General features: G+C 69.4%; 24 protein-coding genes. 10 read left to right on the plus strand and 14 right to left on the minus strand.

What is annotated here, in order from left to right:
• The first annotated feature begins 28 nt into the window (after positions 1-28).
• Entirely contained in the window at positions 29-2,335 is a 2,307-nt protein-coding gene (gene tynA, locus FFI97_RS21290) for a primary-amine oxidase (protein WP_139706059.1), read from the plus strand.
• Positions 2,332-3,483, plus strand: coding sequence for a serine hydrolase domain-containing protein (locus FFI97_RS21295; protein WP_139706057.1), 1,152 nt, complete (start codon positions 2,332-2,334; stop codon positions 3,481-3,483). The genes tynA and FFI97_RS21295 overlap by 4 nt, the downstream gene beginning before the upstream one ends.
• 34 nt (positions 3,484-3,517) lie before the next feature.
• On the opposite strand, the gene FFI97_RS21300 is transcribed toward FFI97_RS21295, so the two are convergent.
• The 4 genes from FFI97_RS21300 to ruvA form a co-directional block, all read right to left on the minus strand.
• Positions 3,518-4,924: an aldehyde dehydrogenase family protein gene (locus FFI97_RS21300; protein WP_221937707.1), complete on the minus strand. Its 1,407-nt coding sequence runs from the start codon at positions 4,922-4,924 to the stop codon at positions 3,518-3,520.
• Positions 4,925-5,048: 124 nt separating this feature from the next.
• Positions 5,049-6,041: a helix-turn-helix domain-containing protein gene (locus tag FFI97_RS21305; RefSeq protein WP_083259332.1), complete on the minus strand. Its 993-nt coding sequence runs from the start codon at positions 6,039-6,041 to the stop codon at positions 5,049-5,051.
• Between the two features lie 35 nt (positions 6,042-6,076).
• Positions 6,077-6,973 carry a hypothetical protein gene (locus tag FFI97_RS21310; protein ID WP_139706056.1) on the minus strand — a complete coding sequence of 299 codons (897 nt, stop codon included), beginning with the start codon at positions 6,971-6,973 and terminating at the stop codon, positions 6,077-6,079.
• Positions 6,970-7,542 (minus strand): Holliday junction branch migration protein RuvA, encoded by a 573-nt coding sequence (gene ruvA, locus FFI97_RS21315; protein ID WP_056577514.1) that lies wholly within the window; start codon positions 7,540-7,542, stop codon positions 6,970-6,972. Before ruvA ends, FFI97_RS21310 begins: the two co-directional genes overlap by 4 nt.
• Before the next feature lie 168 nt (positions 7,543-7,710).
• Between ruvA and FFI97_RS21320 the strand changes: the two genes are divergently transcribed.
• The 3 genes from FFI97_RS21320 to FFI97_RS21330 are packed head-to-tail and all read left to right on the plus strand — an operon-like array spanning position 7,711 to position 9,751.
• Entirely contained in the window at positions 7,711-8,652 is a 942-nt protein-coding gene (locus FFI97_RS21320; RefSeq protein WP_062479248.1) for a PhoH family protein, read from the plus strand.
• Position 8,653: 1 nt separating this feature from the next.
• The gene (gene ybeY, locus FFI97_RS21325; protein WP_139706054.1) at positions 8,654-9,121 is read left to right on the plus strand and encodes an rRNA maturation RNase YbeY; all 468 of its coding nucleotides are present in this window, start codon (positions 8,654-8,656) and stop codon (positions 9,119-9,121) included.
• A gap of 15 nt (positions 9,122-9,136) precedes the next feature.
• On the plus strand, positions 9,137-9,751 hold the full coding sequence (locus tag FFI97_RS21330) for a class I SAM-dependent methyltransferase (RefSeq protein WP_139706052.1): 615 nt from the start codon (positions 9,137-9,139) through the stop codon (positions 9,749-9,751).
• On the opposite strand, the gene dtd is transcribed toward FFI97_RS21330, so the two are convergent.
• Together dtd and FFI97_RS21340 are read right to left on the minus strand one after the other, a co-directional pair.
• Positions 9,723-10,166: a D-aminoacyl-tRNA deacylase gene (gene dtd, locus FFI97_RS21335; protein ID WP_062479238.1), complete on the minus strand. Its 444-nt coding sequence runs from the start codon at positions 10,164-10,166 to the stop codon at positions 9,723-9,725. The two genes, FFI97_RS21330 and dtd, sit on opposite strands and share 29 nt — an antisense overlap.
• On the minus strand, positions 10,163-11,077 hold the full coding sequence (locus tag FFI97_RS21340; RefSeq protein WP_139706050.1) for a cation diffusion facilitator family transporter: 915 nt from the start codon (positions 11,075-11,077) through the stop codon (positions 10,163-10,165). The genes dtd and FFI97_RS21340 overlap by 4 nt, the downstream gene beginning before the upstream one ends.
• A 151-nt stretch (positions 11,078-11,228) precedes the next feature.
• On the opposite strand from FFI97_RS21340, the gene FFI97_RS21345 reads away from it, so the two are divergent.
• Both FFI97_RS21345 and FFI97_RS21350 read left to right on the plus strand, forming a co-directional pair.
• On the plus strand, positions 11,229-11,720 hold the full coding sequence (locus tag FFI97_RS21345; protein WP_260685097.1) for a FecR domain-containing protein: 492 nt from the start codon (positions 11,229-11,231) through the stop codon (positions 11,718-11,720).
• Between the two features lie 4 nt (positions 11,721-11,724).
• The gene (locus FFI97_RS21350; protein WP_062479230.1) at positions 11,725-12,342 is read left to right on the plus strand and encodes an OmpA family protein; all 618 of its coding nucleotides are present in this window, start codon (positions 11,725-11,727) and stop codon (positions 12,340-12,342) included.
• A gap of 49 nt (positions 12,343-12,391) precedes the next feature.
• Here the strand turns inward: FFI97_RS21350 and tyrS are convergent, their stop codons facing one another.
• The gene (gene tyrS / locus FFI97_RS21355; protein ID WP_139706046.1) at positions 12,392-13,624 is read right to left on the minus strand and encodes a tyrosine--tRNA ligase; all 1,233 of its coding nucleotides are present in this window, start codon (positions 13,622-13,624) and stop codon (positions 12,392-12,394) included.
• A 160-nt stretch (positions 13,625-13,784) separates the two neighbouring features.
• Between tyrS and FFI97_RS21360 the strand changes: the two genes are divergently transcribed.
• Positions 13,785-15,131, plus strand: coding sequence for a M23 family metallopeptidase (locus FFI97_RS21360; RefSeq protein ID WP_062479224.1), 1,347 nt, complete (start codon positions 13,785-13,787; stop codon positions 15,129-15,131).
• Positions 15,132-15,148: 17 nt separating this feature from the next.
• A complete protein-coding gene (locus tag FFI97_RS21365) occupies positions 15,149-16,297 on the plus strand; it encodes an anhydro-N-acetylmuramic acid kinase (RefSeq protein WP_139706044.1) in 1,149 nt (382 codons plus the stop codon).
• A 6-nt stretch (positions 16,298-16,303) separates the two neighbouring features.
• On the opposite strand, the gene mdtD is transcribed toward FFI97_RS21365, so the two are convergent.
• The 6 genes from mdtD to FFI97_RS33665 all read right to left on the minus strand — a co-directional run bounded on the left by mdtD (position 16,304) and on the right by FFI97_RS33665 (position 21,306).
• Positions 16,304-17,737: a multidrug transporter subunit MdtD gene (mdtD, locus tag FFI97_RS21370; RefSeq protein ID WP_139706042.1), complete on the minus strand. Its 1,434-nt coding sequence runs from the start codon at positions 17,735-17,737 to the stop codon at positions 16,304-16,306.
• Positions 17,738-17,827: 90 nt separating this feature from the next.
• Positions 17,828-18,193, minus strand: coding sequence for an iron-sulfur cluster insertion protein ErpA (gene erpA, locus FFI97_RS21375; protein WP_056577477.1), 366 nt, complete (start codon positions 18,191-18,193; stop codon positions 17,828-17,830).
• A 197-nt stretch (positions 18,194-18,390) separates the two neighbouring features.
• Positions 18,391-18,783, minus strand: coding sequence for a 30S ribosomal protein S9 (rpsI, locus tag FFI97_RS21380; protein ID WP_062479216.1), 393 nt, complete (start codon positions 18,781-18,783; stop codon positions 18,391-18,393).
• A gap of 12 nt (positions 18,784-18,795) precedes the next feature.
• Positions 18,796-19,227, minus strand: a complete 432-nt coding sequence (gene rplM, locus FFI97_RS21385; protein WP_062479213.1) for a 50S ribosomal protein L13 — start codon at positions 19,225-19,227, stop codon at positions 18,796-18,798.
• A gap of 205 nt (positions 19,228-19,432) precedes the next feature.
• Positions 19,433-20,701 (minus strand): S1C family serine protease, encoded by a 1,269-nt coding sequence (locus FFI97_RS21390; protein WP_139706039.1) that lies wholly within the window; start codon positions 20,699-20,701, stop codon positions 19,433-19,435.
• Positions 20,702-20,706: 5 nt separating this feature from the next.
• The gene (locus FFI97_RS33665) at positions 20,707-21,306 is read right to left on the minus strand and encodes a hypothetical protein (protein WP_185993675.1); all 600 of its coding nucleotides are present in this window, start codon (positions 21,304-21,306) and stop codon (positions 20,707-20,709) included.
• A 162-nt stretch (positions 21,307-21,468) separates the two neighbouring features.
• Here FFI97_RS33665 and FFI97_RS21400 point away from each other — a divergent pair, with 162 nt between their 5' ends.
• Positions 21,469-22,428, plus strand: a complete 960-nt coding sequence (locus tag FFI97_RS21400; protein WP_139706037.1) for a 23S rRNA (adenine(2030)-N(6))-methyltransferase RlmJ — start codon at positions 21,469-21,471, stop codon at positions 22,426-22,428.
• A 10-nt stretch (positions 22,429-22,438) separates the two neighbouring features.
• Here FFI97_RS21400 and FFI97_RS21405 read toward each other — a convergent pair whose 3' ends face one another.
• Positions 22,439-23,077 carry a septal ring lytic transglycosylase RlpA family protein gene (locus tag FFI97_RS21405; RefSeq protein ID WP_095746890.1) on the minus strand — a complete coding sequence of 213 codons (639 nt, stop codon included), beginning with the start codon at positions 23,075-23,077 and terminating at the stop codon, positions 22,439-22,441.
• Positions 23,078-23,091: the final 14 nt, after the last annotated feature.

Here is a 23,091-nt window from a genome sequence, read left to right on the forward strand (position 1 = left end):
ACCACAACACGCGAAGAAGGATGCAGCCATGCGCAGCAGCTACCACCGAACGCCCGGCCGCGGCGCCGCACGGCGTCTCCTGGGCACCGCCCTGGCCTCTGCCCTGGCGCTCGCCCTCGGCCCCCTGAGCACTGAGCCGGCCCTGGCCCACGGCGGCGCGGCCCACATGGTGCCGCTGAAGAAGACGGTGGAAGACTTCGGCGGCACGCTGCGCTGGGACAGCTTTGCCAACGTGTTCACCGTGGCGCGCAACGGCACGCTGGTGCGCCTGAAGCCCGGCTCGAAGACGGCGCTGGTCAACGGCCAGCCGATGCAGCTCGATGTGCCCGTCGTCATGCGCAAGGGCGCGGCCTACGTGCCGCACGACTTCGTGAATCAGGTGTTCCAGTCGAGCCTGGACAAGACCTTCGTGGTCGAGCGCGTGCCCAACCCGCTGAACCCGCTGACCGAGGCCGAGATCCAGGCCACGCTCGAGGTGCTGAAGGCCTCGGGGCGCCACAAGGCCGGCCTGCGCTTCACCGAGATCAGCGTGAAGCGACCGCCCAAGGACGAGGTCTGGAACTTCGCGCTCACCGGCCAGCCCGTGCGCGCGCCGCGCCAGGCGGCCTTCGTAGCACTCGATGGCAAGAAGGTCATCGAGGGCACGGTCGACCTCGCCGCGCGCACCCTCACCGCCTGGAAGCCCATCGAAGGCGCGCACGGCATGGTGCTGCTGGACGACTTCGCCACCGTGCAGAGCGCCATCGAGGCCAGCCCCGACTACGCCAAGGCGCTCGCCACGCGCGGCATCGCCGACGTGAAGAAGGTGGTGGCCACGCCGCTCACCGTAGGCTACTTCGACGGCAAGGATTCGCTGCGCCAGGAAGACCGCCTGCTGAAGGTGGTGAGCTACCTGGACGTGGGCGACGGCAACTACTGGGCGCACCCCATCGAGGGCCTGGTGGCGGTGGTCGACCTGGAGCAGAAGAAGGTCATCAAGATCGAGGACGGCGGCCTGGTGCCCGTGCCGCTCAAGCCCACGCCCTACGACGGGCGCGACCGCGCGGCCACGCCCGCGCCCAAGCCGCTGGAGATCACCGAGCCCGAAGGCAAGAACTACACGATCACCGGCCACACGATGCACTGGCGCAACTGGGACTTCCATGTGCGGCTCGACTCGCGCGTGGGCCTGGTGCTCTCTACCGTCACCTACAACGACAAGGGCACCAAGCGCAAGGTGATGTACGAAGGTTCGCTGGGCGGCATGATCGTGCCCTACGGCGACCCCGACACCGGCTGGTACTTCAAGGCGTACCTCGACTCGGGCGAGTACGGCATGGGCACGCTCACCTCGCCCATCGAGCCGAACAAGGACGCGCCGCAGAACGCCGTGCTGCTGGACGCCACGCTGGCCGACTACACCGGCGCCCCGACCAAGGTGCCGCGCGCCATCGCCGTCTTCGAGCGCTATGCCGACCCCGAGTTCAAGCACCAGGAAATGGGCAAGCCCAACATCAGCACCGAGCGGCGCGAGCTGGTGGTGCGCTGGATCAGCACGGTGGGCAACTACGACTACCTGTTCGACTGGGTGTTCGCCGAGAACGGCACCATCGGCATCCACGCGGGCGCCACCGGCATCGAGGCCGTGAAGGGCGTGAAGTCGCGCACTATGCAGGACCCCACGGCCGCTGAGGACACGCGCTACGGCACGCTGCTGGACCACCACATCGTCGGCACCACGCACCAGCACATCTACAACTTCCGCCTCGACCTCGATGTGGACGGCGAGCAGAACACGCTCACCGAAGTCGACCCCGTGGTGCTGCCCAACACGCGCGGCGGCCCGCGCACCAGCACCATGCAGACGGTGCAGCGCACGGTGCGCACCGAGCAGCAGGCGGCGCAGAAGTTCGACCCCTCGACCATCCGCCTGCTGAGCAACCCGGCGAAGAACAACAAGGTCGGCAACCCGGTGTCGTACCAGCTCGTGCCGTACGCGGGCGGCACGCACCCGATCGCCAAGGGCGCCAACTTCGCAAAGGACGAGTGGATCAACCACCGCCTGAGCTTCATGGACCGCCAGCTCTGGGTGACGCGCTACGACCCCGAGGAGCTGTTCCCCGAAGGCAAGTACCCCAACCGCTCGAACAAGGACACGGGCCTGGGCCAGTTCACGGCCGACAACCAGGAGATCGTGAACACCGACAACGTGGTGTGGCTCACGACCGGCACCACGCACGTCGCGCGCGCCGAGGAGTGGCCGATCATGCCCACCGAGTGGGTGCATGCGCTGCTCAAGCCCTGGAACTTCTTCGACGAGACGCCGACGCTGGGGCTGAACCGGCCTGCGAAATGAGCACATCCGACGAGGCCATCGGCCGCTACGAAGACCTGATGACGCTGCCGCCCGCGCTGCAGGCGCCGACCTACCGCCAGATGGACCGGCTCTACGCGACGCGCGCGATCCGGCGCGGCACGCACGTGCATCCGCTGCCCGAGGGCACGCCGGTCGATGCGCAGCGCTTCGGCATCGACGGCTTCATGGCGCGCAACCACACGGCCGGGCTGCTGGTGATCAAGGACGGCCATGTCGTGCTCGAGCGCTACGCCATGGGCAACGACGCGGCGACCAAGTGGCTGTCGTTCTCGGTCGCGAAGTCGCTGACCTCCACGCTGGTCGGCGCGGCCGTGAAAGATGGCCACATCGCCAGCCTCGACGATCCGGTGGTGCGCTACCTGCCCGCATTGAGTGGCTCTGCGTATGACGACGTGACGGTGAAGCAGGTGCTGCAGATGAGCTCGGGCGTGGCCTGGAACGAGGACTACCTCGACGCCGGCTCCGACCGGCGCCAGCTGATGCGCGTGCAGCTCACGCGCGAAAAGGGCGCGGTGCTGAAGTTCATGGCGCAGCGCCCGCGCGTGGTGCCGGCGGGCACGCGCTTCAACTACAGCACCGGCGAGACCTGCCTGGTCGGCGAGATCCTGGCCAGCGCGATCCGCCGGCCGATCAGCGACTACCTCTCGGAAAAAATCTGGGCGCCCTTCGGCATGGAGGCCGACGCCTACTGGCAGCTCGATGCGGTCGATGGCCAGGAGTTCACCGGCAGCGGCGTGAACGCCACGCTGCGCGACTTCGGGCGCTTCGGCCTGTTCGTGCTCGGCGGCGGCGTGGCCGGCGGCCAGCGGGTGCTGCCCGATGGCTGGGTGGGCGACGCCACGCGCGTCGATGCGGCCAGCCACCTCGCGCCCGGCACGCTCGCGGGCTTCGAACCGATGGGGTACGGCTACCAGTGGTGGACCTTCCCGACCGGCGCGAAGGCACTGCCCGAACTCGACGGCGGCCTGTTCGCCGCGCTCGGCATCTTCGGCCAGCAGGTCTACATCCATCCGAAGGAACGGCTCGTGGTCGCGATCCACAGCACGTGGCCGGCGCCGATCCATCCGCCGAGCCTGGTCGAGACCGATGCGCTGCTCGGCACGCTGACCGCCGCGCTGCGCACCTGAACAGAGCGTGGCGCACGCCACGCTCTGCCATGCGTCAGGAGAAGATCACCTGCGCGTCGGTGTACTCCTTCAGCCCTTCTTCCGCGAACTCCACGCCGAGCCCCGAGGCCTTCACGCCGCCGAAGGGCGCGTTGGGCTGGATGGCGCCGTGCTTGTTGATCCACACCGAGCCGCACTCCAGGCGCGAGGCGATGCGCTTGGCGTGCTCGATGTCCTTGGACCACACGGAACCGCCGAGGCCGTTCTCGCTGTCGTTGGCGGCGCGGATGGCGTCCTCGACGTCGGTGTAGCGGATGACGGGCAGCGCGGGTCCGAACTGTTCTTCGTCGACCAGCGCATCGCCGTTCTTCAGGCCCGCAACGATCGTCGCGGGGAAGAACAGGCCCTCGCCCGGTTCGCCGCCCGTGAGCACCTGGCCCTTCTTTTTCGCGTCGGCCACGAGCCGCGCGACCTTGTCGAACTGCATGCGGTTCTGCACCGGGCCGAGCACGTTCTTCTCGTCCATGCCGTCGCCCATCGGCACCTGCTTCGCAAAGGCCGCGAGGTGCTCGCACACCTCGTCGTGGATGCTGGCGTGCACGTACAGCCGCTTCATGGCCGCGCAGGTCTGGCCGTTGTTGAGGAACGCGCCCCAGAACAGGCCTTCGGCGATGGCCTTGGGGTCGGCGTCGGGCAGCACGATGCCGGCGTCGTTGCCGCCGAGTTCGAGCGTGAGCCGCTTCATGGTGCTGGCGGCCGACTGCATCACCTTCTTGCCGGTGGCGCAGGAGCCGGTGAACACGATCTTGCGGATGACGGGGTCGCTCGCCATGTCGGCGCCGAGGTTGGAGGTGCGGTCGTCGCAGCTCACGCTGTTGACCACGCCTTCGGGCAGCACCTCGTTGAGCAGCTCGACAAAGCGCAGCGTGGCCAGCGGCGTGTAGGGCGAAGGCTTGATGACGACCGTGTTGCCCGTGCGCAGCGCCGGCAGCACGTGCCACACGGCGATCAGCACGGGGAAGTTCCACGGCGTGATCGAGCCGACCACGCCCACGGGCTTGCGGAAGATCTCGACGTGGCCCTGCGCGTTGTCCTGCAGCACGCGCGGCGGCAGCGACAGCGCCGCGGTGGCGCCGGCCCAGGCCGCGGCGCCGCCCAGCTCCCAGCGCGAGCCCAGGCCGTTGAGCGGCTTGCCCTGCTCCAGCGTTAGCAGGCGCGCCAGCTCTTCGGCGTGCGCGCCGATCTTCTCGGTGACGGCGCGGCAGGCGGCGGCCAGTTCGTCGTCGGACTTGCGCGACCAGCTCATGAAGGCCTTCTGCGCGGCGGCCACGGCGGCGGCGAGGTCGTCGCGCGAACCGTTCGGCGCGGTGCCGATCACCTGGCCGTTGGCGGGGTTGCGCACTTCGAAGGAGGCCGTGCCTGGCACCGCGCGACCGCCGATCGTCATTCTTGTCTCTTGCATTGCTTTGTCCTGGTTGGGTTGACGCTGGCGCGCGCCGCCGCAGGGCGGGCGCGCCGGGTCAATGTAGGAAAAGCAGGGGCCGGCGTCTTGGAGCCAGGCGTCAGCGAATGGACTCAGGCGTCAGTCAGTGCGTCAGGGGTCCAAGCGCCAGGCGCCCCGGTGGCACGCCGTAGCGCTTGCGGAACTCGCGGTAGAAGAACGACAGGTCGTTGAAGCCGCAGTCGTAGGCGACCTGTGCGATGGCCGGCGCGGGGCCGCCCTGCCGGGCCGCCGCATCGAGCGCGGCGCGCGCCGCCGCCAGCCGCGTGTCGAGGATGTGGCGGCTCGGCGAAACGCCCAGTGCCTCAAAGGCCCGCTGCAGCAGCCGCGGCGACACGCCCAGGTGGCGCGCCAGTTCGCCCGCGTGGAAGGCCGGGTCGTGGAACTGCAGCGCCACGTGGTCCATCGCGCGGCGCAGCACGCCCTCGCCGGCGTTGCGCGACAGCAGCGCCGGCGCCTGCCGCGCGCGCTCGACCAGCACCGAGCCGAACACGCCGAGGAAGGCCTCGACCAGGTGCGCGTCGTCGGACTGTCCGCTGTCGAGCAGGCGCGCAAGGATGGCACGCATCGCGAAGCCCAGCGCGTCGCCGCGCCGCACGCACACACCGCCCTGCAGCGTGGGACCGAAGCGCGCGAGCATGTCGGCGCGCGGCAGGTGCACCGACACCTGCTGCGAGCTGGCGCCGTCGTAGACGAACTCCGAGGGCCGCGCCGAATCGATCAGCACGATGTCGCCGGCCTGCACCGCGATCTGCTGCGCGCCCTGGCACATGAGCGCGCCGCCGTGGTCCTGGAACACGAGGAAGAAATGCTCGCGGTCGTCGCGCCGGATGGCCTGCGCGTCGCGGTGCACGCGCTGCAGGTTCTGGCCGATGAGCGCCACGTCGACCCCGCCGGCGCGCCGCACCTCGATGCCGCCCGAGACGGTCTGCTGGCGCGGCATGGGCACAGGCGTGAAGTTGCCGCACACGGCCTGCAGGCGCGGGCCGACGAGCTCGAACGGCATCTCGGCGCGCATCCGTGGCGTCAACGGGCCGCCGCTCAGATGCGCGGGCGAATCGAAGAAAGAAGCGCTCACAGAGGGTGTCTCCTTGCAGGGCGCCGGGCCAGCGCTCAGTCCTCGTCCATGACCCGCGAGCGGCCGAACCAGAAGCCGAGCACCAGGCCGACCGTGCCGGCACCGATGCCGCTCCACAGGCTCAGGAAAGTGTAGACGTTGTAGCGCCCCGGATGCTGCGCGAGCGCACTCGCCAGTGCGGGTTCATTGAGGCCGCCGAGCCCGCGCGCGGCGGCGTAGTCGAAGCCCGCGGCACCCAGGAAATGCGGTGCCACGAGGATCGGCAGCGCCGTGAAGAACGGAAACCACGCGCCGCGCATCCGGCGCCAGCGCATGAAGATCGCCGCGACGAGCAGCACCGCGCCGACCGCGACGGTGCCCAGCGCGAAGGGCTGGCGCGCCAGCGGCAGCAGCCAGGGCCAGATCCATGGCAGCGGGTACAGCGGCCACTCGGCGCGCGGCGCCAGCCCACCCGGCCGCGCGACGACCGACCAGCCCAGCGTGTCGAGGCCGCTGAACACCAGCGCCGACACGCAGGCCACGGCCGCGACAAGCAGGCACACGCTGCGAAACGGGGACGCGCTGCCCTGCAGGAAGCCGGGCGACGGCTCGGGCGGCAACGCCGGCGACCGGGGCCAGCCCGACTGCCAGTGCCGCACGACGATCGACGTCGGCACCGGCGGCGGTGCCAGGTCACCGCGCACCAGCCAGTCGATGAACAGGGCGCCGACCGCGAAGGCCATGACCGCCGTGAGCCATGCACAGACGCCCGGCATGTCGACGAAGCCGGCCGGCGTCAGCATCGGCAGCTGGCCGTAGGCCACGCCCGCAAAGCCGTAGAGCCAGATGATCGGCACCGACAAGGCCATGGCCGTGTGCATCAGCACGGCGTCGGTCTCGGCCGACTCGTGGCGCAGCGCCTGCGCGCGCGACCACGCCTCGCGCCAACTCACTTCGCCAGGGCTTTCAGTGCCATCTTGATGCCGTCGCTCACGCTCGCGTCCTTCGGCAGCGCCTTCAGCGCGAGCGCGGCCTCCTTGTCGCTGTAGCCCAGCGCCACCAGCGCCTGCAGGATGTCGGCCTGCGCGTCGGACGCGGCATGCGCCGGCAGGCCGATGTCGGCGCCCAGCTTGCCCTTGAGTTCCAGCAGCAGCCGCTCGGCGGTCTTCTTGCCGATGCCCGGGATCTTCACGAGCCGGCCCAGCTCCTGCGTGGTGATGGCCTGCGCCAGCTCGCCCACGCTCATGCCCGACAGCAGGCCCAGCGCGGTGCGCGGGCCCACGCCGGTGATCTTGATGAGCTGGCGGAAGGCCGCCCGCTCCTCGGCGGTGCCGAAGCCGTAGAGAATCTGCGCGTCCTCGCGCACGACGAAGTGCGTGAGCAGCGACACCTTCGCGCCGACGTTGGGCAGGTTGTAGAACGTGCTCATCGGCACGTCGACCTCGTAGCCGACGCCGTTGCAGTCCACCACCACCTGCGGGGGGTTGCGCTCTGCGAGCGTGCCGGTCAGTTTGCCTATCATTGGCTCCCCCCCGTTGCTTGCTCACTTCGTGTAGCCGCTTCCCCCCTCAAGGGGGCAACACCGGCGGCCCGGCAAAGCCGGTTCCGCGGTGTTACCCGCCTTGGATTGCGTTTTTTCGAGCGTGGCTGGTCTTGCATGGGCTGCCAATTAGATGGAAATGGATACCGCGTGATTCTGCGACACACCTTTACCCCCCTGAACAATTCGCGCCTCGGCCACCTGTGCGGCCCGCTGGATGCGCACCTGCGCCGCATCGAGGACGCCCTGGGCGTGAAGATCGCGCACCGCCACGAGCAGTTCAAGGTCGACGGCCCCAAGGCCCCGGCGCAGCGCGCCATGGAGGTGCTGCAGGCGCTGTACGAGATCGCCCAGCGCGCCATCGACCCGGCCGTGGTGCAGCTCACGCTGGCCGGCGACGGCTCGATGAGCGACGAGGACGCGGCCATGCTGGTCACGCGCCGCGCCGACCTGCGCGCGCGCACGCCCACGCAGGCGCTGTACCTGGACAACATCGCCAAGCACGACATCACCTTCGGCATCGGCCCGGCCGGCACCGGCAAGACCTACCTGGCGGTGGCCTGCGCGGTCGATGCGCTGGAGCGCGCGGCGGTGCAGCGCATCGTGCTCACGCGCCCGGCCGTGGAAGCGGGCGAGCGCCTGGGCTTTCTGCCGGGCGACCTGACGCAGAAGGTCGACCCCTACCTGCGCCCGCTGTACGACGCGCTGTACGACCTCATGGGCTACGAGAAGGTGCAGAAAGCCTTCGAGCGCAACGTGCTCGAGATTGCGCCGCTGGCCTTCATGCGCGGGCGCACGCTGAACAACGCCTTCGTGATCCTCGACGAGGCGCAGAACACCTCGGTGGAGCAGATGAAGATGTTCCTCACGCGCATCGGCTTCGGCGCCAAGGCGGTGGTGACGGGCGACGTGAGCCAGATCGACCTGCCCAAGCAGCAGCTCAGCGGCCTGATCGACGCCGAGCGCGTGCTCAAGCGTGTGGCCGGCATCGCGACCACACACTTCACGAGCGCCGACGTGGTGCGCCACCCACTGGTGGCGAAGATCGTCGATGCCTACGACGGGCAGCGCAAGCGCTCGGGAGGCCACTGAGATGGCGGCCTCGTTGCTTCCTGCCCTGTCGCTGTCGCTGCAGTTCGGGCGCTTCAAGGGCGTGGAGCGCCACCGCGCCGCGCTGCCGCGCCACAGCGTGAACCGCTGGATTCGTCATGCGCTGGACATCGACGGCGAGATCACCGTGCGCATCGTCGATGCCGACGAGGGCCAGCGCCTGAACCGCGAGTTCCGCGGCAAGGACTACGCCACCAACGTGCTCACCTTCGACTATGCGCAGGGCCCGGTCGTGATGGCCGACCTGGTGCTGTGCGCGCCCGTGGTGGCACGCGAGGCGAAGGAAAACCGCAAGACGCTCGCCGCGCACTACGCGCACCTGCTGGTGCACGGCACGCTGCACGCGCAGGGCTGGGACCACGAGACCAGCGAGGCCGACGCGGACGAGATGGAAGCGTACGAAATCGAGATCCTCGCGGGCCTGGGCATCCGCAGCCCGTACGGGCGCTGAGCGGGGGCCGCGGCGGTGTCGAACACCGATCCCTGGCTGCCGCGCTGGCTGCCGCTGCTGCGCGCATGTGCCGGCGACGGGCCGGTGCTCGAACTGGGATGTGCGGCCGGTCGCGACACCGCCACGCTGGTCGACGCCGGGCTGCGGGTGGTGGCGGTCGAGCTGTCGTCCGACGCCCTGGCGCAGGCGCAGCAACGCGTGCCCGCAGGCGCCGCGTTCCACTGCGGCGATTTCCGCGACGCGTGGCCGCTGGCGGAGGGCGCCACGGTCGGCGCCGTGCTCGCCAGCCTGTCGCTGCACTACTTCGCGTGGGACGAGACGCTGGCGCTGGTGCGGCGCATCCACCGCGTGCTGCGGCCGGGTGGCGTGCTGCTGTGCCGCCTCAACTCGGTCAACGACCGGCACCACGGCGCGCGCGGCCCGTCGGCCAGCGGACGGGACGAAGACTTTTTCTACACGGTGGACGGCATTCCCAAGCGCTTCTTCGACCGCGCCGCGGTCGAGCGGCTGTTTGCCGACGGCTGGCAGCTGCAGCACCTCGAGGAGGTGCGCGTGCTGCGCTACGACGAACCGAAGGTGGCGTGGGAAGCGGTGATCCGGCCTACGCCGTCATCTGCAACGGGATCGTGACCGGCCCGTCGTTCAGCAGGTGCACCTGCATGTCGGCGCCGAATTCGCCCGTCGCCACCACCGGGTGCGCGCCGCGCGCCTGCGCCACGAAGTACTCGTAGAGCCGGCGGCCCTCGTCGGGCGGCGCCGCGAGCGTGAAGCTGGGGCGGTTGCCGCCGCTCACGTCGGCTGCCAGCGTGAACTGGCTCACGACCAGCAGGCCCCCGCCGATGTCCTGCACGCTGCGGTTCATCTTGCCGGCCTCGTCCGAGAAGATGCGCAGCTTGAGGATCTTGGCGAGCAGGCGGTCGGCCACGCTGTCGCCGTCGCCGCGTTCGGCGCACAGCAGCACCAGCAGGCCGGCCTCGATGGCGCCGACGGTCTGGCCCGCGATATCGACGCGGGCGTGGGCGACGCGCTGGAGCACGGCTTTCATGAATGGTGGTCCTCGAGTCGGGTGGCGCGCGCTTCCATGGTGAGCGGCAGCAGTTGAATGGTCACGCGCAGGCCGGGCACGGCGTCCATGAGCGACTGCTCCAGTTCGTCGCGCAGGTTGGCGGCGCGCTGCAGGGTCCAGTCGCCGGGCACGTGCATGTGCAGGTCGGCAAAGCGGCGCTGGCCGGCGCCGCGCGTCACCATGTCGTCGAAGCGCAGGCGGTCGCCCTCGGCATGGTTGGCGGCGAAGGCGTCGAGCGTGGCGCGCACGGTGGCGAGCGTCTCGGCATCGAGCGCCTCGTCCATCAGGCCCTGCGAGGAGCGCCACACGAGCTTGAAGCCCTCGCGCACGATGTTGAGCGCCACGCCGATGGCGATCAGCGGGTCGAGCCAGAGCCAGCCGCTGAAATGCACGGCCACGATGCCGACCAGCACGCCGACCGAAGTCCACACGTCGGTCATCAGGTGGCGCCCGTCGGCTTCCAGCGCGATGGAGCGGTGCGCGCGCGCCGCGCGGAACAGCACGAACGCCAGCGCCGCGTTGAAGCCCGAGCTGATCACCGACAGCGCCAGGCCCCAGCCCAGCTGCTCCAGCGGCTGCGGCGACAGCAGCCGCAGCACCGACACCCACAGGATGGCGACGGCGGCAGCCACGATCAGCAGGCCCTCGAAGCCGGACGAGAAGTACTCGGCCTTGTGGTGGCCGTAGGGGTGGTCCTCGTCGGCCGGGCGCTCGGCGATGGTCACCATGGCCAGCGCGAACATGGCGCTGGCGAGGTTGACGCACGACTCCATGGCGTCCGAAATCAGGCCCATCGAGTTCGTCAGGTAGCCGGCCCATCCCTTCAGGAGGATGGTGAGCAGGGCCACCGCGACAGAGACGCGAAGCAGCGTTTTAGGGGTCAACGTCATGCAGAAAGAACAAGATCAGGTAAAAAGGGCCTGTGCGGGCGGGCATTACGTCGCAGGAATCGGCTGAATTATCAGCCGCGTGACCATATGTAACGCCTTCGCCTTAATATTTGCGCTCATTGCGAAGCAATCAGTCACAGAGAGGCAAATGATGAAGAAATTTTTGACCGCCGCCCTCGGGCTCGCCATCGTCGGCGCAGCCACCCTGGCACAGGCCCAGGTACCCGCCGCGGCGCCCGCCGCAGCAGCGGCCGCGCCCCAGCAGGCCGGCTTCGTGAAGACGGTGCGCGGCAACGTCCAACTGCTCGACAGCGCCGGTGCCACGCGCACGGCCGCTCCCGGCGACGCGCTGGGCGCGGTCGATCGCATCGTGACCGGCCCGGATTCGTCGGCGGCCGTCGTGCTGCGCGACAACACCACGCTGATGGTCGGCCCGTCCTCGCGCATGGACCTCAAGGAATTCCACTTCGACGGCACCACCCGCGACGGCGGCATGCTCGTGTCGCTGCTGCGCGGCTCGATGCGCATGATCACCGGCCTCATCGGCAAGACCAACCCCGACGCCGTGCGCGTCGAAACCCAGACCGCCACCATCGGCATTCGGGGCACGGACTTCATCGTGCAGACCGACGGCCAACCCTGAAAAGATGCAGACACCGCCACGCCGCTCCCCCCTTCTTCCTGCGACCGCGCTGGTCGCCCTTTTGTTGGCCGCCTGCTCCTCGCCGGGCACGCGCGTGGTGCTCCTGCCCCAGGCTGACGGCACGCCCTCCGCCGTGGTGGTGCGCGCCAAGGACGGCGAAGAAGTACTTTCCAAGCCCTACCAGCGCGCCACGGCCGCAGTAGGCGCGAGCGGCGCACCGGTGGTCGATCAGGCCGATGCGGCCAAGGTCCAGGCCGAGAACAAGCCCCTGTTCGACATGCGCCCGCCGCTTCCGCAGCGCTACACGGTGTTCTTCGAGGTGGGCACCACCACGCTGACGGCGGCGTCGCAGCAGATCATGACCGAGGCGCTGGCCGCCGCGCTGGCCCGCAGCGGCGGCGACATCGTGGTGACCGGCCACACCGACACCAAGGGTGCCGGCGAGCAGAACGACCAGCTGTCGCGCCGCCGCGCGCAGGAAGTGGTGCAGTTGTTCGTGGAACGCCAGTTCCCGGCGAACCGCATCGAGGCCGTGGGCCGCGGCGAGCGCGACCTGGCCGTGCCGACCGCCGACGAGGTGGACGAGCCCCGCAACCGGCGCGTGACCATCGAGGTGCGCTAACACCGCGCTGCCCTCATTGAAAAAGGCCCCGAGGGGCCTTTTTTTGCGATCAGCTCAGGGTCACCCGCGCAAACTTGCGCTTGCCGACCTGCACCACGTAGCTGCCCGCGGGCAGTTTCAGGCCCTTGTCGGACACCACGACCGAATCGATGCGCACGCCGCCGCCGTCGATCAGGCGGTTGCCCTCGCCCGACGACGACGCCAGGTTGGCCTGCTTGAGCAGCTGGCCGATGCCCAGCGGGGCGCCGCTCAGCGCCACCTCGGGAATCTCGTCGGGCACGCCGCCCTTGCTGCGGTTGATGAAGTCCTGCTCCGCCGCATCGGCCGCGGCCGCGCTGTGGAAGCGCGCGGTGATTTCCTTGGCCAGCGCGACCTTGGCGTCCTTCGGGTTGCGGCCGGCCGCGATCTCGGCCTTCAGCGCCTCGATCTGCGCCACCGACTGGAAGCTCAGCAGCGTGTACCAGCGCCACATCAGCGTGTCGGAGATCGACAGCACCTTGGCGAACATGCTGTTGGCGTCCTCGCTGATGCCGATGTAGTTGCCCTTGCTCTTGGACATCTTCTCGACGCCATCGAGCCCTTCGAGCAGCGGCATAGTGAGTATGCACTGCGGCTCTTGTCCGTATTCCTGCTGGAGATGGCGGCCGACGAGCAGGTTGAACTTCTGGTCGGTGCCGCCCAGTTCGAGGTCGCTTTCGAGCGCCACCGAGTCGTAGCCCTGCATCAGCGGGTACAGGAACTCGTGCACCGAGATCGACTGGCCGGCCTTGAAGCGCTTGTTGAAATCGTCGCGCTCCATCATGCGCGCCACCGTGTACTTGGCCGCCAGCTGGATCATGCCGCGCGCGCCCAGCGGGTCGCTCCACTCGGAGTTGTAGCGGATCTCGGTCTTGGACTCGTCCAGCACCAGCTTGGCCTGGGCGAAGTAGGTCTCGGCGTTGGCGCGGATCTGCTCGGCCGTGAGCGGCGGGCGGGTGCTGTTGCGGCCCGAGGGGTCGCCGATCAGGGAAGTGAAGTCGCCGATCAGGAAGATCACGCGGTGCCCCAGGTCCTGGAGCTGGCGCATCTTGTTGAGCACCACCGTGTGTCCGATATGAATATCCGGTGCGGTCGGGTCCAGGCCCAGCTTGATGCGCAGCGGCTTGCCGCTGGCTTCCGCCTTCTGGAGCTTCTTGACCCACTCGTCCTGCGGCAGCAGCTCGTCAGCGCCACGGAGGGAGATTTCGAGGGCTTGTCTTACACCATCGGAGAGGCTGGTGGATGTAACAGATTCGGCGTTCATGGGCTTTTTTGGCGGTTTTTCCGGTGGCCGAAGCTATACTCAGCCCGACTTTTCAAGCGCCGGATTCTAAGCGGCGCTTTTTTCCGCACCGTCTCCTGCCGCCCTGAACGCACTGGGCCTTGCAGCACGGACCTGCAGAACCTGAGTTGGAATCCACAGTTTGATCAACGGCATCCTTGCCGCCGAGGAGCTTCTCGCTTCCCGCGTGGCGTACACATTCCGGACGTACCCCAAGCAGATCACCGCAGCGATCGCTGCGATGCTGCTCAGCGCCGGCACCCTCGCGGTCGCCTCGCTCGGTCCCGACGCGTCCGACCTCCCCATCCAGCAAGTGCTCGAAGCCACCGCGCCGGTGTCTTTCGCCGACCAGTCGGCGTCGCTCGAGAACTTCAGCTTCACGCTGTTCCGCACCGACGTCTCGCGCTCCAGCGACACGGCCGAGGCGCTGATGAAGCGCCTGGGCATTTCCGACCCCGCCGCCACCGCCTTCGTGCGTGGCAACGCCGAGGCGCGCATGGCGCTGTTCGCGCGCGTGGGCCGCACCGTGACGGCCGAAGCCACGCAGGAAAACCAACTGCAAAAGCTGAGCGCCCGCTGGATTCCCGACGCCGACGGCGGCTTCAAGCGTTTCGTCGTCGAGCGCACGCCCACCGGTTTTGTCGCCCGCACCGAGCGCGACATGCTGACGCCGGGCACGCGCCTGGCCAGTGGCACCATCCGCAGCTCGCTGTTCGCCGCCACCGACGACTCGCGCATTCCCGACGCCGTGGCCAGCCAGCTGGCCGACATCTTCGCGGGCGACGTCGACGTGCGCTCGCTGCGCAAGGGCGACCGCTTCGCCGTGGTCTACGAGACCTTCGAAGCCGACGGCCAGGCGCTGCGCAGCGGCCGCGTGCTCTCGGCCGAGTTCGAGAACAACGGCAAGGTCCACCAGGCCGTCTGGTTCCAGCCTCCGGGCGCGGGCCAGAAGGGCAGCTACTACCGCCCGAACGGCGACAGCCTGCGCAAGGCCTACCTGGCGTCGCCGGTCGAGTTCTCGCGCGTGTCCAGCGGTTTCGCGATGCGCATGCACCCGATTTTGAACAGCTGGCGCCAGCACAACGGCATCGACTACGCGGCGCCCACGGGCACCGCGGTGCGCACGGTCGGTGATGGCACGGTCGATTTCGCCGGCACGCAAAGCGGCTACGGCAACATCGTCATCATCAACCACCGCAACAACCAGCAGACGGCCTACGCCCACCTGAGCCGCATCAACGTGAAGGCCGGCGAGAGCGTGAGCCAGGGCCAGACCATCGGCGCCGTCGGCTCCACCGGCTGGGCCACCGGCCCGCACCTGCACTTCGAGTACCGCGTCGGCGGGGCCTACCAGGACCCGACCACGATCGCGCAGGAAGGCGGCGCACCGATCACCGCCGCCCTGCGTCCGGCCTTCGAACGCATCGCCGTGGGCGCCCGCACCGAGCTGGCTGCCGCCTTCTCGGTGATCCAGGCCAGCGCCGACTGAGCCTCGCTCCCCTGGGCATGGCCGCCGCACCGCAGCCGCCGCAGCAACGCTTCATCGGCCTGATGTCGGGCACCTCGCTCGACGGGGTCGACGGCGTCATCGCCGATTTCTCCGACGACGGCCACCTCGCGGTGATCGGCCACGCCAGCGCCGACTTTCCCGCCCCGCTGCGCGCCGAGCTGCTGGCGCTCAACACCCCCGGCGACAACGAACTGCACCGCGCAGCCCTGGCCGGCAACGGCCTGGCGCGGGTGTATGCCGACGTGGTCGCGCAGCTGCTGGCCAGCACCGGCACGGCCCCGAGCGCCGTCACCGCCATCGGCGCCCACGGCCAGACCGTGCGCCACCGGCCGCTCGAATTCGACGGCACGGGCTACACGCTGCAGGTCAACAACCCTTCGCTGCTGGCCGAGCTGAGCGGCATCGACGTGGTCGCCGACTTCCGCAGCCGCGACCTCGCGGCCGGCGGCCAGGGCGCCCCGTTGGTGCCGGCCTTTCACCAGGCCCTGTTCGCCCGGCCCGACGCGCCCGTCGCCGTGCTGAACCTCGGCGGCATCTCCAACCTGAGCCTGCTGCCCGCCACGAACGCGCCGGCGGGCACCGCCCCCCTGCTGGGCTTCGATTGCGGCCCCGCCAACGCGCTGATGGACCACTGGTGCCAGCGCCACCTCGGCCAGCCCTTCGACCGGGGCGGCCACTGGGCGGCCAGCGGGCGCGTGCTGCCCGAACTGCTGGCCCGGCTGCAGGCCGAACCGTATTTCGCCAAGGCGCCGCCGAAGAGCACGGGGCGCGATTTATTCCATCCGGACTGGCTGGCCGGCCACCTGGGCACGGCCGCCTGGGCGCCTGTCGACGTGCAGGCCACGCTGGCCGAACTGACCGCCAGCACCTGCGCGGCAGCGTTGCGTAGCTATCAAAAAGAGAGTGCCTTGCTGATCGTCTGCGGCGGCGGTGCGCTCAATGACCACCTCATGGCCCGCCTGCGCGCCCTGCTGCCCGGCGTGCAGGTGCAGGCGTCGTCGGAACACGGCCTGCCGCCCCAGCAGGTCGAGGCGGCCGCCTTCGCGTGGCTGGCCCGGCGCACCGTCCGGCGCGAACCCGGCAACCTCGCGAGCGTGACCGGCGCGCGCGGGGCGCGGGTGCTCGGCGCGATCTACCCCGCCTGATCTGCGTCAGCCCTGGCCGGAGACTTCCGGCTGCGCAGGCTGGGCCGCGCGCACTTCTGCGGGCAGATGCCAGAAGATCAGCGCCGAAGCCACCGTGATGAGCCCCATGGTCGCGAACGTGGCCTGGAACGCATCGAGCGTCTGCATCGGCGTTGCCGTGCCGAACACGCCGTTGTAGCCCGCCAGCACGGCGCCGGCTGCGGCCACGCCCAGGCTCATCGCGAGCATCTGCACCATCGACAGCAGGCTGTTGCCGCTGCTGGCCATGCCGCCGTCGAGGTCCTTCAGGGTGATGGTGTTCATGGCCGTGAACTGCAGCGAGTTGACCGCGCCGAACACCAGCAGCTGCAGCAGGTGCAGTGCCACCGGCTGCCCCGGCGCCGTGAGGCCGAAGCTGGCCATGGTGCAGCCGACCAGCACCGTGTTGGCGACCAGCACGCGGCGGTAGCCGTGGCGCGTGATCAGCGGCGTGGCAAAGCGCTTCATGGCCATGCCGGCCAGCGCCACCGGCAGCATCATCAGCCCGGCGCGCACCGGCGAATAACCCATCGACACCTGCAGCAGCAGCGGCACCAGGAAGGGCATGCAGCTGCTGCCCAGACGGGAGAACAGGTTGCCGAGCAGGCCGATGCTCAGCGTCGGAATGCCGAACAGCGCGGGCGAGAACAGCGGTTCGGGCGTGCGCGCCGCGCGCAGCCAGTAGGCGACCACGGCGGCGAAGCCGAAGATCAGCACCGCCATCACCCCGCCCTGGCGCAGCCCGAGCCCCGACACGCCGTCGACCGCCAGCGAGATCGCCACCATGCCGAAGGCCAGCAGCGCGTAGCCCACGCCGTCGAAGCGCTTCTGGAGCGCGCCGCGCAGGTCTGGCATGTAGCGCAGCGTGGCGATGCAGCCGGCCAGCCCCACCGGCACGTTGATCAGGAAGATCCAGTGCCAGGAGGCGTACTGCACCAGCCAGCCGCCCAGCGTGGGCCCCAGCAGCGGCCCGATGAGCCCCGGGATGGCCACGAAGCTCATCGCCTGCAGGAACTCGCCGCGCGGCACCGTGCGCAGCAGCGCCAGCCGCCCCACGGGCAGCAGCAGCGCCCCGCCCAGGCCCTGCACCACCCGCGCCGCCACGAGCTGCCCCAGCCCCTGCGAGAGCGCGCACAGCACCGAGCCGGCGGCGAACAGCACGATGGCGCAGAAGAAGACGCGCCGCGTGCCGAAGCGGTCGGCGATCCAGCCCGAGGCGGGGATCAGCATCGCCATGGTGAGCGCGTAGGCCACCACCACCGACTGCATGCGCAGCGGGCTCTCGCCCAGGCTGGCAGCCATCGCGGGCAGCGCCGTGTTGATGATGGTGGCGTCCAGCGTCTGCATGAAAAAGCCCACGGCCACGAGCCACAGCAGGCTCTTGCGGGCGGGATCGACGGGGACGGCGGTTTCGGGACTCATCGGGAAAGCGTGGACTCAGGAAAACGACGGGCAGCAAAAAGCCGCCCGGAGGCGGCTTTTTCGAGGGGGCTGGTCAGCAGCATCCAGGCATCAGGCCGAGAAGCTGGAACCGCAGCCGCAGGTGCTGGTGGCGTTCGGGTTCTTGATGACGAACTGGGCGCCCTGCAGGTCTTCCTTGTAGTCGATCTCGGCGCCGAGCAGGTATTGGTAGCTCATGGCGTCGATCAGCAGCGACACACCGTTCTTGGTCATGGTGGTGTCGTCTTCGTTGGTGATCTCGTCGAAGGTGAAACCGTACTGGAAGCCCGAGCACCCGCCCCCCTGCACGAACACGCGCAGCTTCAGGTCGGGATTGCCCTCTTCGGCGATCAGGTCGGCGACCTTGGCGGCCGCGCTGTCGGTGAAGACGATCGGCTCGGGCATCTGGGTCTGGATGTTTTCGGCAACAGCGCTCATGGGGTGAAACTCCTTGGGGGGCCGCTTGGGCGGCCAATGGGACGGATGCTACTGCAATGCCGCATTTTCGGCAGGCCGACTGTGGCGAGCACCCATCGCAAGTGGGGTCGGGCGCCGCATCCACCAGGGGCACCTGGGGGACGCGGCCACGAAAAAGCCGCCCGAGGGCGGCTTCTTGTCTCGCAACGAGCAGGGGATCAGCGCTTGCTGAACTGCTTGCGGCGACGGGCGGAGTGCAGACCGACCTTCTTACGCTCGACTTCACGTGCGTCGCGCGTCACGAAGCCGGCTTGGCTCAGGACGGGCTTCAGCGAAGCGTCGTAGTCGATCAGGGCACGGGTGATGCCGTGGCGCGTGGCGCCGGCTTGACCCGATTCGCCGCCGCCGTTCACGTTGACCATCACGTCGAAAGCTTCGAGGTTGTTGGTCAGCGCCAGGGGCTGCTTGGCGATCATGATCGAGGTTTCACGGCCGAAGAACGCTTGGATGTCCTTGCCGTTGACCGTGATCTTGCCGGTGCCTTTTTTCAGAAACACGCGGGCGACGCTGGATTTGCGACGGCCGGTGCCATTGTTCCATTCACCAATCATTCTCAAGGCTCCTTACAGTTCCAGCACTTTGGGCTGTTGGGCGGTATGCGGGTGCTCAGCACCACCGTACACCTTGAGTTTCTTGATCATCGCGTAACCAAGCGGGCCCTTGGGCAGCATGCCCTTGACAGCCTTTTCCAGGGCGCGGCCCGGGTGCTTGTTCTGCATGTCGCGGAAGTTCGTCGCCGTGATACCGCCCGGGTAGCCCGAGTGACGGTAGTACACCTTGTCGATCGACTTGGCGCCGGTGACGCGCAGTTGCGCGGCGTTGATGATGACGATGTAGTCACCGGTATCGACGTGAGGCGTGTAAATGGCCTTGTGTTTGCCGCGCAAACGGAGAGCAACTTCGCTGGCTACTCGTCCGAGGACCTTGTCGGTCGCGTCAATCACAAACCACTCGTGCGTCACGTCAGCGGGCTTGGCGCTGAACGTTTTGGTCATGAGTTTTTCTCTTGAAAGAGGGTTTGGCGAGCCCTTTTCCACGGTCGGCGTTCCTCTGATGGGAATCTCTTAGGTGGGTTTTCACGCCTTCCGCCCAATGAAAGGGTGGCTGGCATACCTTCGCCGCGGGGCTACAAAAACGCTGCGAAGCCCGCGATTATATGAAGAAATGGCCAAACGACCAATTTCCGGGTTTCCGGGGGCCTCAGCGCTGGATGCGGACCAGCTCCAGGCTCTCGTTGGCCCCCGAGGAGACCCCGCGCTGGTATTCGCCCTCGAAACGGACGACCCGGCCCAGCTCGGGGCTGTACCAGGCGGCGCCCCGAAAGCGCGTGCTGGCGCCGGTCAGCGGCAAGCTGGTGGTGCTGGAGGCGAAGATCCAGCCCTCGTAGCCGATGCGCATCACGTTCAACTCCACCCCGTCCACACGCATCGTCTGCTCGCCGCCCACCGAGGCGGTGAGTTCATGCCGCAGCCGGTCGCCGGTGGTCGTCACGTAGTCGAGCTGCCAGCGCATGCCGGGCTGGATGTCGTCCTTGCGCAATGCCCAGCCGCCCGGCGGCGACGCGGTGTCGAACAGGCCGCCGGCCGGCGACGTGATGGAGACCACCTGCCCGTTGGTCTTCTCGATCCGGCTGCCGGCATTGAACGACACCTCGTCGCCGCTGACCCGGTCCACCCGGTAGATCACCGGCGCCCGGTTGCCCGTCAGCCGGTCCGTGCGCACGTACTCGAGCGCGTCGCCGGCGCGCAGCGGCTCGGTCAGCGGGATGCCCGCCCCACCGGCGTCGGCCACCCGTCGGGCGGCAGCGCCCGCAGGCTCCCGGGCCCGCGCCGCCAGTTGCGCCTGGGCGCGGGCCGGCAGTTCCGCCAGGAACTCGGCCGGCATCGCGAAATTCAGGTTGCCGCCGTCGCGGGCAGAGAAGGTGGTGATGCCCAGCAGGCGGCCGTCGCTGTCGAACAGCCCGCCGCCGCTCGACCCGGGGGCGATGGCGGCCGTGGTCTGCAGCAGCCGCGCCTCGCCGTCGCCACCGCGCAGGCCCGACAGCAGGCCTTCGCTGAGCGTGTTTTCCAGTCCGCGCGGGTTGCCGATGGCGTAAACGCGCTGCCCCACCCGCGCGGTGCCAGCAGGCGCCAGCGCCACCGGCGGCGCCGTGAAGTTGGCGACCTTGATCTGGCACAGGTCGCGCCCCGGGTCCGGGTATTCGAGCGTGGCGCCGTAGGTGACGTTGTCGCGCTTGACCACGAAATTGCTGGCCTTGGCGAGCACGTGGCAGTTGGTGACGAGCCGGCCGGGCGCGATCACCACGGCGCTGCCGGCGCGCAGCGGGCGCTCCTGCGCGTCGAAGGTGCGCACGGCCCAGACGCTGCCGGTCAGCTTGGCGAACAGGGCGTCGGGTTCCAGCGCGGCGGCGGAGCCGGCGGCCAGCAGGGCGCCCGCGGCGCACAGCCACGGCGCGGCGTTCTTCCACATCGGCTTCACGGCTTGGCGGGCAGCAGGCCGCGCAGGTCGTCCATCGAGACGCGGGCGTCGGGCGCGGCGGACGGTGCTGCGGGCGCGGGGGCGCGCGGGGCGGGCGGCGCAACCGCCACGGGAGGCGGCGGTGGCGCGACCACGGCCGGCGCGGGCGCAGGCACAGGCGCTACGGCCGTCTTCGGCGCCGGCGCGGCCGCCATCTCGGTCGTGCCGATCTTCATGCCGGTCGTCGCCTCGTCGCCGGTCTGCGCACTGCGGTCGAAGCTGCGCACCTCGCCGAAGATCAGCTGGATCCAGCTCGGGTAGTTGAAGCCCGCGCCGGTGCCGGTGTCGATCGCCACGCCGACCAGGCCGCCGATCATCACGTTGCCGACCAGGCCCACGTTGACGCGCGAAATCGCCTGGCCGCGGGCCGGCGGCAGGCCGGACTGGGTGCATTCGATGTTCAGGTTCTCGCCCGAGCGCCGCACCGGCAGGGTCAGGCCGGAGCGCACCACCGCATCATTGCGGTCGTTGGAGACCCGGCAGCGGGCGCCGTCGACCACCTTGCCCTCGGGCGACAGGGTCTCGACCTTCACGTTCTGCGTGGTGCCGTGGGTCACGGAGGCGCAGCCCGTCAAAATAGACAAAACACCCGCGCCGACGCACAGGCCCCAAAATCGCCATCCGGCTCCTCGCATTGCTGCCCCTCGTTGTGTTTTGTAAATCAATGTAGCGCCGCGCGAGTCTAGCGCTCCCTTTTCCACTTTTTCAGGCCTCATTCCATGTTCAGTTACCGCCACGCGTTCCATGCCGGCAACCACGCCGACGTGCTCAAGCACACGGTCCTGATTGCCACCCTCGACCACCTGCTTGAAAAAGACGCCGCGCTGACCGTCGTCGACACCCACGCCGGCGCCGGCCTTTACCGGCTCGACGGCGACTACGCCGGCACCAGCGGCGAAGCGGCCGACGGCGTGCTGCGCTTCTTCGCCGCGCCCGAAAAGGCGCCCGCCACGCCCGCCCCTACCGGCAAGACGGCAGCAAAGAAGACCGCCGCCCCCGCCGAGGACAAGCCGGTCGCCGAAGCCATTGCCCGCTACCTGAGCGTGATCCACGACTTCAACCCCAAGGGCGGCGCCCGCGTCTACCCTGGCTCGCCGTTCATCGTGCAGCACCTGCTGCGCGACCACGACAAGCTCAAGCTGTTCGAGCTGCACCCGACCGATTCGCGCACGCTCGGCGCCAACATCGCGCAGCTCGAAGCCGGCCGGCAGATCGCCGTGTTGACCGAAGACGGCTTCGGCAGCGCCACCAAGTTCCTGCCGCCGCCCTCGCGCCGCGCGCTGGTGCTGATGGACCCGAGCTACGAAATGAAGACCGACTACGGCCGCGTGCTCGACTTCGCGGCCGAGGCGCTCAAGCGCTTCGCCACCGGCACGTATGCCGTCTGGTACCCGATCATTCCGCGCCCCGAGGCGCACGACCTGCCGCGTCGCCTGAAGACGATGGCGACCAAGGCCGGCAAGCCGTGGCTGCACGCCACGCTGACCGTCAAGTCGAGCAAGATCACGAAGGACGCCGCCTCGGGCGAAACCCAGCGCCCGGGCCTGCCGGCCAGCGGCATGTTTTTGATCAACCCGCCCTACACGCTGAAGGCGCAACTGGCCGAGGCGCTGCCCCAGCTGGCCGAGCGCCTGGCCCAGGACCGCAACGCCGCCTACTCGCTCGAGAGCGGCGGCTGAGGCCGGCCGCTCAGCGGCGCTTGCGCGGCGGCACGATCACCCGCTTGCGCGCGGGTGCCGGCGCGCGAACGCGCGAGGTCGGCGCCTCGGGCAACAGCGCGGGCTGCAGATCTTCCGCCGCCACGGCCTGGCCGCCGCAGCGCATGCCCTCGCGGTCGATGACCGACAGCGCCACCTGCTTGATGCCCATGCTCGTGAGACCGATGCGGTCGGCCGCGGCGCGGCTCAGGTCGATGATGCGGCCCGGCGTGAAGGGCCCGCGGTCATTGACGCGCACCAGCACCTCGCTGCCGTTGACCAGGCTGCGCACGCACACGCGCGTGTTGAAGGGCAGCGTCTTGTGGGCCGCCGTCATGGCGCCCATGTCGAAGCGCTCGCCGTTGGCGGTCTTGCGCTGGTGGAACTGGATGCCGTACCACGAGGCCCCGCCGCGCTCGAAGATCTCGCGCGGCTCATCGCCGGGCACGCCATCGTCGAGCGACTCGCCGGTGCCGGACACCGCGAGGTCGTAGCGCACCGACGGCACGGCCGAGCGCGGCGCGGCACCGGGCGGCACGGCCAGGCCGCGTCCCAGCGGCTGCAGCCGCTTGCCGGACGCCGCCGGCGCGGCGGCGGTGTCCGCGTCCTTCTCCTGCGTGGCAGGCGGCATGGTGCACCCTGCGA

The organism is Variovorax sp. KBS0712, from assembly GCF_006323185.2.
In the GTDB taxonomy this organism is placed as follows: domain Bacteria; phylum Pseudomonadota; class Gammaproteobacteria; order Burkholderiales; family Burkholderiaceae_C; genus Variovorax; species Variovorax boronicumulans.